A 2,802-nucleotide genomic window follows, 5' to 3' on the forward strand; every position below is an offset into this window, starting at 1 on the left:
TATTCTCTTTAGCAGAGAATGGTGGTCGATACTGGGCTCGAACCAGTGACCCCCTCCTTGTAAGGGAGGTGCTCTCCCAGCTGAGCTAATCGACCTGGGACTTACTAATTTTGACAAATCTTTATTCTCTTTAGCAGAGAATGGTGGTCGATACTGGGCTCGAACCAGTGACCCCCTCCTTGTAAGGGAGGTGCTCTCCCAGCTGAGCTAATCGACCTGGGACTTATCTAATTTTTACAACTACGTTTTATAAAAATAAAACATGGTGGTCGATACTGGGCTCGAACCAGTGACCCCCTCCTTGTAAGGGAGGTGCTCTCCCAGCTGAGCTAATCGACCTCGCTGTGTGGGGCCGTATTATAGGGGGGAACGATCTACTGTCAACGCTTTTTTAGATAAAATATCGCGTACGGTTCAATTATGCACGTATTGACGCTTAGTTAATCATTTACGCCACCTAAAGTTAGGATAAGTCGTTAAATTTAGGTTTAATGATATTAGCTCATCCGAATAAAAGGGGACGGTTATAAAACGAGTGGAGTTTACCAGCATTTGCGATTACCTAAGTCGTATTAGCTGAGATGTTCTGTATTGAATGACTGCTAAAAAGTGATAAAAGTAAATCTAGTGTTTAAAAACGTCATTCCGCCCACAAAAATTGCCATATAGTAGCAGACCTATTTTCCCTGACCGTTTTGACTGTTAGAATGTGCGCCACATTCATTGGTACAGTCTATTATTTAGACTTTCTATATTAGGTCAGTGTCCCATTATGACAATTAAGACGCGTTTTGCACCAAGCCCTACTGGTTTCCTTCACGTTGGTGGTGCTCGAACAGCACTTTATTCATGGTTATATGCACGTGCAAACCAAGGCGAATTTGTATTACGAGTAGAAGATACAGATATTGAGCGTTCTACACCTGAAGCATGCGCTGCGATATTAGAAGGTATGGAGTGGTTAGGTTTGCACTGGGATGAAGGTCCTTACTACCAAACGAAGCGTTTCGACCGTTATAACGAAATTATCGCGCAAATGTTAGAGCAGGGCAGTGCATATAAGTGCTATTGCAGCCGCGAACGTATTGAACTTATGCGTGAAGAGCAAGCCGCTAATGGCGAACAACAGAAGTATGATGGTTGTTGCCGTGATAAAGCGCCTCGCGATACTGACGAGCCTTTTGTTATTCGTTTTAAAAATCCAACTGAAGGTAGTGTTGTTTTTGATGACCACGTCCGTGGCCGCATTGAAATATCAAACAGCATGCTAGATGATTTGATCATCGCTCGTACTGAGGGTACACCTACCTATAACTTCTGCGTTGTTGTTGATGACTGGGATATGGGGATTACTTGTATTGTTCGTGGTGAAGACCATATCAATAATACACCACGTCAAATTAATATCCTAAAGGCCCTTGGTGCTCCAATCCCTGAATATGCCCATGTAGCGATGATCTTGGGTGATGACGGTGCTAAGTTGTCAAAGCGTCATGGTGCTGTCGGTGTTATGCAATATCGCGATGATGGCTACCTACCAGAAGCGCTGCTTAACTATTTAGTTCGTTTAGGCTGGTCGCACGGAGATCAAGAAATATTCTCAATCGAAGAGATGAAGCAGTTATTCAAACTTGATGATATCAACAAAGCAGCATCGGCTTTTAATACTGAGAAGTTGATTTGGCTGAACCAGCACTACATTAAAGAGATGGATCCTGAATATGTAGCTTCTCATCTAGAGTGGCACATGAATGATCAGAACATTGATACCAGCAACGGCCCTAAATTGGCTGAAGTTGTTACTGCACTTTCTGAGCGAGCAAAAACACTGAAAGAGCTAGCGTCTTCGAGCCGTTACTTCTATGAAGACTTTGCTGACTTTGATGAAACTGCAGCAAAGAAACATCTTAGAGGTGTTGCAATGGAGCCACTGACTCTTATTCAAAAGAAACTATCTGAATTAACTGAGTGGACAGTAGAAGCTATTCATCAGGCCATCGAAGATACAGCAAGCGAATTAGAGGTGGGTATGGGTAAGGTTGGAATGCCTTTACGCGTTGCGGTTACTGGCGCGGGTATGTCTCCAGCTGTAGATTTAACCTTATTCTTGGTTGGAAAGGCACGTTGTGAGCAAAGAATCTCCAAAGCGATTGAATTTGTAGCAAATAGAATAAATTCCTAAAAAACGAGTTGACACTTTTGGGTGTGCTGCATAGAATGCGCCACGCAGTTGAGACACTGGTAGCAAATGCTTATAGTGCACTCGAAGGTGATTTAGTTAGTGAGGGGCCTTAGCTCAGCTGGGAGAGCGCAACACTGGCAGTGTTGAGGTCAGCGGTTCGATCCCGCTAGGCTCCACCAACTAACTAATGTTAAGCGTTAAATCTTAGCCTACAGGATTTAATGAGTATTCACTCTTTGCAGAGTCTAATGCAGTCCTAGCTCTTGTTTATAAAGAGTCTTCGTCAAGAGGAAAGCCTAGGACACCGCGCTATTTTTATTTAAAGCAGCACGGCGGTTTCACTTTAAATGCCTTCTAAAGTGTTACTTATAGGTCTTCGTTATATTAGAAGTAAAACAATATGTCCGGGTCCCCTTCGTCTAGAGGCCTAGGACACCGCCCTTTCACGGCGGTAACAGGGGTTCGAATCCCCTAGGGGATACCACTATTTATTTTTCTTGATGTATGTTGAGAAATTAAAGCTAGCGTTAAATCTTAGCCTACAGGATTTAATGAGTATTCACTCTTTGCAGAGTCTAATGCAGTCCGGGTCCCCTTCGTCTAGAGGCCTAGGACACCGC

The 2,802-nt window shown here is 43.5% G+C and carries 1 protein-coding gene and 5 tRNA genes; 3 read left to right on the top strand and 3 right to left on the bottom strand.

The window, feature by feature from the left end; translation table 11 throughout:
• Window positions 1-19: 19 nt before the first annotated feature.
• From L2755_RS21805 to L2755_RS21815, 3 genes are all read right to left on the bottom strand, one after another.
• Window positions 20-95: transfer RNA gene (locus L2755_RS21805), tRNA-Val, on the bottom strand.
• A 46-nt stretch (window positions 96-141) separates the two neighbouring features.
• Window positions 142-217 (bottom strand) — tRNA-Val (locus L2755_RS21810).
• A 46-nt stretch (window positions 218-263) separates the two neighbouring features.
• Window positions 264-339: transfer RNA gene (locus tag L2755_RS21815), tRNA-Val, on the bottom strand.
• A 433-nt stretch (window positions 340-772) separates the two neighbouring features.
• Here L2755_RS21815 and gltX point away from each other — a divergent pair.
• The 3 genes from gltX to L2755_RS21830 all read left to right on the top strand — a co-directional run bounded on the left by gltX (window position 773) and on the right by L2755_RS21830 (window position 2,666).
• A complete protein-coding gene (gene gltX, locus L2755_RS21820) occupies window positions 773-2,182 on the top strand; it encodes a glutamate--tRNA ligase (RefSeq protein ID WP_248982740.1) in 1,410 nt (469 codons plus the stop codon).
• Window positions 2,183-2,285: 103 nt separating this feature from the next.
• Window positions 2,286-2,361: transfer RNA gene (locus L2755_RS21825), tRNA-Ala, on the top strand.
• 229 nt (window positions 2,362-2,590) lie between these two features.
• Window positions 2,591-2,666 (top strand) — tRNA-Glu (locus L2755_RS21830).
• Window positions 2,667-2,802 lie beyond the last annotated feature (136 nt).

It is taken from the genome of Shewanella abyssi (assembly GCF_023284025.1).
Classification (GTDB): Bacteria; Pseudomonadota; Gammaproteobacteria; order Enterobacterales; family Shewanellaceae; genus Shewanella; species Shewanella abyssi.